This window comes from Prevotella sp. P4-119 (assembly GCF_002251345.1).
In the GTDB taxonomy this organism is placed as follows: Bacteria; Bacteroidota; Bacteroidia; order Bacteroidales; family Bacteroidaceae; genus Prevotella.
The window spans coordinates 1-6,522 of the sequence record NZ_NPJB01000070.1; the positions used below are offsets into that span (position 1 = coordinate 1).

Below are 6,522 nucleotides of genomic sequence, written 5' to 3' on the forward strand. Positions count from 1 at the left end.
TTGATATAATGACAGACATGGGTATATTGTTGTTAGTTGTAGCATTGATTAACTTCTACATTATCAATCTTCCATTTGCTATTTTATCAGATATTTCTGCAATAATGTTTTATAGTGAGTGTTGTGAAAATTTACAAATTTGCATTGCGATAATTGGAATAACATTGCTTTATTACATTCATCATTTTAGAAATAAGTTTTCAATAGTTAGTATTAATAAATCTAACAAAATTATATGAATAAATACGATTATCTCATAGTCGGCTCCGGCCTCTTCGGAGCTACATTCGCCCATCTTGCCACGAAGCAGGGGAAGAAGTGCTTGGTGATAGACAAGCGTCCGCATTTGGGAGGCAACGTCTATTGCGAGAACATTGAAGGGATAAATGTGCACAAGTATGGTGCACATATATTCCATACTAATAACAAGGAGGTGTGGGACTTTGTTAACTCTATCGTGGAGTTCAACAGATATACCAACTCCCCAGTGGCAAACTACAAGGGCAAGCTCTTTAATCTTCCCTTCAATATGAACACCTTTCATCAGATGTGGGGTGTGAAGACTCCTGAGGAGGCAAAGGCGAAGATTGAGCAGCAGAAGACAGAGGCTTTGGCAGTGCTCAATGGCCGTAAGCCCCAGAACTTGGAAGAGCAAGCTCTTACATTGGTCGGCAAGGACATCTTCTATACCCTCATCAAGGAATATACCGAGAAGCAATGGGGGCGTAAGTGTACTGAGTTGCCTGCATTCATCATCAAGCGATTGCCGCTGCGTTTTGTCTTTGACAACAACTACTTCAACGACCGTTATCAAGGAATTCCCATCGGCGGATACAACAAATTGATTGATGGTTTATTGGAAGGAGTGAAATCTAAAACAGACGTTGATTTCTTTAACTCGGAATACAAGGATTGGCGCAAATACGCCGACAAGTTGGTATATACCGGAGCTATCGACGAGTTCTATGATTTCAAATTCGGTAAGCTCGACTGGCGCACAGTCTCCTTTAAGACTCGAATTGAAGACACACCAAACTATCAAGGCAATGCCGTAGTGAACTACACCTCACACGATGAGCCATACACTCGTGTCATTGAGCACAAGCATTTTGAGATGTTCGGTCAGGAGGTATATGACTGCCCAAAGACTGTAGTTTCAGAGGAATATTCTACGGAATACAAGGAAGGTATGGAGCAATATTATCCTGTCAATGATAACAAAAACAACGAGTTGGCAGAAAGATATCGCGAACTTGCTTCAAAAGAAACCGATGTGATTTTCGGCGGACGATTGGCGGAGTATAAGTATTATGATATGGCGCCGATAATAGAAAGTGCTATAGAGCAATTTTGATTAGAGGTCATGAGTAATGTGGTACTCATGATGATAATAACACCCCCGAGTCTATATTAAGGCAAATCATATTTTTAGTAGTAGATTATGAACAAGATTTTAACAATAATCATCCCCACATACAACATGGAGAAATATCTCCGTCGTTGTCTGGACTCACTCATTATCGATGAAGAGAGCATGAAGAAATTGGAAGTCCTCGTCATCAACGATGGCAGCAAGGACTCGTCATCGCAAATAGCACATGAATATCAGGATAAATATCCCGATACATACAGGGTGATAGATAAAGATAACGGCAACTATGGCAGCTGTATCAACCGCGGATTGAAGGAGGCTACGGGAAAATATATAAAGGTGCTGGATGCAGATGATTATTTTGATAATTTGTCAGTCTCAAAATATCAGGAATGTCTGAAAAATATAAACGCTGATTTGATTATCACAAATTATAATATTGTCGATGAAAGCGGTAGGATAACAAGGGAAAATATTAGTAAAATGAATCCGATGGAAATCTACAATGCAGACAATATAATTAATACACCAACGTTCGATTTAATTCAAATGCATGCATTTACATATAATAGGCATGTGTTTGATAATTTGAATTACCATCAAACAGAGGGAATTTCCTATACAGATCAGGAATGGATATTTACTCCTATGGCAAATGTTAATACTATTGTTTCATTACCCCTTAATATTTATCAGTATTTTGTTGGGCGTATAGGACAGACGATGGATCCAGCAGTTCTTTTACGCTCGTTGGGACATACAGAAAAGGGAACATTAAGCATGCTCTCTTCATATAAGCAGCTTAGGGTAAATGAAGCAAAAAACACCTTCCTTAAGAAAAGAATTCTCAATAGATTGAACTATATTTATACAAAGTATTTATTAGATTCAGCCAGTGCGGATTTAAAAGATCTTCAGAAATTTGATAATATTATAAAAGAAAAATATCCCGCAATTTACAGTGAATCTAACAACCTGATAGCTGCAAAAAAGATGCCATTTAAATATGTTAAACATTGGCGTAAAACTCAAAGAACAGAAAGGTCGATATTAAATAAACTTTTAATTCGTTACTACAATATTACGAAGTAACAATATGGATAAATCCAATATATCAAACATACACGATTGCTACGGCTGTGGCGTATGTGCTACTGTCTGTGCAAAGCAGATTATCAGCATTGAGCTGAATGGTGACGGGTTCTACGAACCTCGCATGACGGATGAATCGAAATGTACCAGTTGCGGATTATGCCTCGATGTCTGTGCCTACTCTCATGATGAGTTGTCTTTGAAGGACAGATGCATCAAGAGTTATGGAGCATGGAGCAAGGATGAGGCAGTGCGCAGGAAGTGCAGCAGCGGTGGTGTGGGCTTCGAGCTTGGACGCACTCTCATCGGCGAGGGATATAAGGTATGCGGTGTGAGGTATAATGCCGAGGCTAACAGGGCGGAGCATTATATCGCAACGACTGTTGAAGAACTGATACCATCCATCGGTTCAAAGTATATCCAAAGCTATACGGTTGACGGATTCAAGGCTATCGACCGCAAGCAGAAATATCTTGTCACAGGCACTCCTTGCCAAATAGATTCATTCAGGCGAATGATACGAAAGTTTAAATGCGAGGATAATTTTGTTCTTCTCGATTTCTTCTGTCATAGCGTGCCGTCGATGTTGGCATGGCGAGCGTACATCAAAATGTTGGAACCAAAGATTGGCAAAGTAACGTATGCATCATGGAGAAACAAATTTGAATACGGTTGGCACGACAGTTGGCTAATGGGAATGGATGGTGTAAAGACATCAAGTCCTATAAACTGGCATGATAGTTATAACATGTTAATAAGGGGGAAAAAAACTTTCATACAATCCCGTTGGTCTAAAGGTGATTGGTTCTATAGAATGTTTCTTGGTGATTATTGCTCTGGAAAACACTGTCAGGAGCGTTGCAAATACAAATATGACAAATCTTCGGCAGATATTAGAATTGGTGATCTCTGGGGTAAAACTTACCAAAACAACCAAAAAGGTGTTAGTGGATTAGTCGCATTTACAGAGAAAGGACGAGAGATTATTGAGTCACTCCTGAATGTTACTTTATTGGAGCATCCGTTTGAGGTTGTGGCAGAAGGGCAGATGAAAAGAAACGCCAAGCCCGCTATAATTAAACCTATAATTATGTTCGTTTTACGAAACCATATGTATTTATCCCAAAATGGTTGGAATATTCTATTTAATGTTTTAGACTATCCAATTCAGATTGCTATCAAGTTTCGTTCATTTATACTTAAAAACTCTAAAAAATGAAAATATCATTAGTAACAATTTTTGACACAATTAATTTTGGCACTTATCTACAGGCATTTGCAACTGCGGTAAAGTTACAAAACTTAGGTGCTGATGTTGAAGTATTGTGGTATGAACGTATACACAATAGATATCGTGTACCTTTTGAGAATAAGTTCCATTTTCTGAAAGCTCTTACATGGCTTTATGCTGTTGCTACAAGAAATAAGTCTTATTTCCAGAAAAAGGCCTGCCGCAGGTTTGTTGCAAAGAATGTAAATGTAACGAAACTTTACTATACATATGAAGAACTGAAAAATAATCCTCCAAAAGCAGATGTGTTTTTAACTGGAAGTGATCAAGTTTGGAACACAATTCATAATTTTGGAATTGAAAGAATATACTATTTGGAATTTGTTCCTAACAATGTAAAGAAAATAGCATTCTCTGCAAGCTTTGGAATGAGCGAATGGGATCCTATATATAAAGATTATTCTAAGCAGTTACTTTCCAGATATGATGCAATTTCAGTTCGTGAAACGAAAGCTGTAGATCTTTTATCTGAAATTGGACTTCATTCTCAAAAAGTCGTAGATCCCACATTCCTCCTATCTAAAAATGATTGGATCAAATTTGCTGCACCTTATAAACACAAAAAGCCATATGTTATTGTATATTCGGTTGAACAAGGTCAATGTGACAAAATAGTTTCTCTGACAGCAAGGCAAGTCGCAGAATATATTGGTGGCGATGTGATTGAAGTTAATTATGTTGGTGAATCAAAACAAATACCCGATTGTGACGTGCGCTTTCATTACGCAACACCAGAAACATTCTTGTCATTAATGTTAGGAGCTTCTTTTGCCGTCGTAAGTTCTTTCCATGGCACGGCTTTTTCTATTAATCTTCATATACCTTTTATCTCTGTAGCTCCTGAAAGATTTACTAGCAGGATAGATAGTCTGCTTGTTCAAACAGAGACATTTAGCAGAAAGATTAGTACATATGATGAGAAAATAATCAAGAAATTGTTAATGCAAAAAATAGATTTTAATAGAACAGATGAGATTATATTTAATGAAGTTAAAACTTCAGAAACGTTTATAAAAGAAAAAATATTAAATAGATGAACAAGCCTTTAGTTTCTGTTATTGTTCCGGTCTATAATGTAGAACAATATATTAAGGGATGCGCTCAAAGTTTGTTTGAGCAAACATTAAATTCCGTTGAATACATTTTCATTGACGATTGTTCTCCTGACAATTCAATAACTTTAGTCAAGGATGTATTAAAACAATATCCGAATAGAAAGGATTCAGTAATATTCTATAGAATGCCACAGAATAGTGGATTGCCAATGGTAAGAAAACGTGGCATAGAGTTATCCTCAGGCGAATATATAATCCATTGCGACAGTGACGATACTATTGAAACGAATATGCTGGAAGTAATGTATAATACGGCAAAGCAGGGAAATTACGATTTGGTGACTTGTGAAATTGATTGGAGTAATGGTTACCAAATGCCTTTTGTCGAATGTGGCAATAAGTTGGCTCTTTTGAAAGCTACTTTGGAGGGGAAAGTCATTGAATCCGTTTGTACTAAAATGGTAAAAAAAGCGATTTATGAAGAAGATGGTTTTATCTATACTAAGGATAATATAAATGAGGATTGTGTTTTCTCTACGCAAATAATTTTTTATTCAAAATCTTTCAAACAATTGCCCAATAAATTCTATCATTATTACATGCGACCAAATAGTTTATGCCATGGGGTCGAAGCTGAAAAAATGATGCGAAATTTTAACCAGTTTAAACGAAATATAGGCCTAATAGAAGATTTCTTACAATCAGTTGGACTCAAAAGCCAAGTTCGCAATGAACTAGATATGAAAAAACTCGCTTGTAAGAATTATATAATACCACTTACTGGATTACCCAAATATAAAAAAATATGGACTTCGACTTATCCTGAAATATCTGGCATTATTTTATTGAATAAATCTTTGTCCTTGCGTTCGAAGTTAGTTTATTATAGTGTGAAGTTTAACCTATATAAGTATTTAAGACCAATATTTACGAAACAACATGATTAAGGACAAACTTGCGCTCAAGCAGTATATTGAAGCTGATTCCAAAAACTACTCTCTTTTGTTTTGGAGAAAGGTCGGTATCAAACGAGCATTAAGATCAAGGATATGTTCTCCTATAAACGATCAAATATCTGTGTGGGCATATATAAAAACGCTAAGATATACAGAATATTGGATGAATAAGAATGGTATAGGAGCAAAATTGATATCGCTATATTACATGCTAAAACTGAGAAGATTATCAAAAATAACTGGATTTCAGATACCTATTAGAACCGTTGGAAAAGGTTTGACAATATGGCATTGGGGTACCATTATTATTAATGAATCCTCAACAATTGGTGAAAATTGTGTTATGAGACCAGGCATTGTAATAGGTCACAAGAATGAGGGTGGAGGGTGTCCTACAATTGGTAATAACGTTGAAATTAATAGTGGCGTTAGAATAATTGGAGATATTAGTATAGGCGATGATGTCATAATTGCACCAAATGCGGTTGTTACCCATGACATACCTTCCCATAGTATTGTTGCGGGTGTGCCAGCAAAAATTATAAAGGTAAGAAAGAATGAGAAATCCCAATGGGAAAAAGTTAACAATTTATAAAAAAAGGATAATGAAAATAAATCTCAAAAGAAGTACAGATTTACCATGGGGCATTTATATTGCAATTTTTCTCCTTATATATAGTTCAAAGGATTCCTGTTTCTTTGGTGTAAATATAGATTCCAATATAAAGTTTGTAGGCTATGCAATTACATTTGTTA

7 protein-coding genes are annotated in these 6,522 nt (G+C 36.2%); all 7 read left to right on the plus strand.

Annotation, left to right across the window (positions count from 1 at the left end):
• The coding region (locus CIK89_RS13720) for a hypothetical protein (RefSeq protein WP_216820469.1) at positions 1 to 239 on the plus strand (239 nt) is incomplete at its 5' end.
• Positions 236 to 1,354, plus strand: coding sequence for a UDP-galactopyranose mutase (gene glf, locus CIK89_RS07390; protein WP_094390749.1), 1,119 nt, complete (start codon positions 236 to 238; stop codon positions 1,352 to 1,354). The genes CIK89_RS13720 and glf, both read left to right, overlap by 4 nt.
• A gap of 87 nt (positions 1,355 to 1,441) precedes the next feature.
• Positions 1,442 to 2,464, plus strand: coding sequence for a glycosyltransferase family 2 protein (locus CIK89_RS07395; protein WP_094390750.1), 1,023 nt, complete (start codon positions 1,442 to 1,444; stop codon positions 2,462 to 2,464).
• A gap of 4 nt (positions 2,465 to 2,468) precedes the next feature.
• Positions 2,469 to 3,683 carry a Coenzyme F420 hydrogenase/dehydrogenase, beta subunit C-terminal domain gene (locus CIK89_RS07400; protein ID WP_094390751.1) on the plus strand — a complete coding sequence of 405 codons (1,215 nt, stop codon included), beginning with the start codon at positions 2,469 to 2,471 and terminating at the stop codon, positions 3,681 to 3,683.
• The gene (locus CIK89_RS07405; protein WP_094390752.1) at positions 3,680 to 4,792 is read left to right on the plus strand and encodes a polysaccharide pyruvyl transferase family protein; all 1,113 of its coding nucleotides are present in this window, start codon (positions 3,680 to 3,682) and stop codon (positions 4,790 to 4,792) included. The genes CIK89_RS07400 and CIK89_RS07405 overlap by 4 nt, the downstream gene beginning before the upstream one ends.
• Positions 4,789 to 5,757: a glycosyltransferase family 2 protein gene (locus CIK89_RS07410; protein ID WP_094390753.1), complete on the plus strand. Its 969-nt coding sequence runs from the start codon at positions 4,789 to 4,791 to the stop codon at positions 5,755 to 5,757. Before CIK89_RS07405 ends, CIK89_RS07410 begins: the two co-directional genes overlap by 4 nt.
• Complete coding sequence (locus tag CIK89_RS07415; protein WP_094390754.1) at positions 5,750 to 6,361, plus strand: serine acetyltransferase; 612 nt, start codon at positions 5,750 to 5,752, stop codon at positions 6,359 to 6,361. The genes CIK89_RS07410 and CIK89_RS07415 overlap by 8 nt, the downstream gene beginning before the upstream one ends.
• Positions 6,362 to 6,522 lie beyond the last annotated feature (161 nt).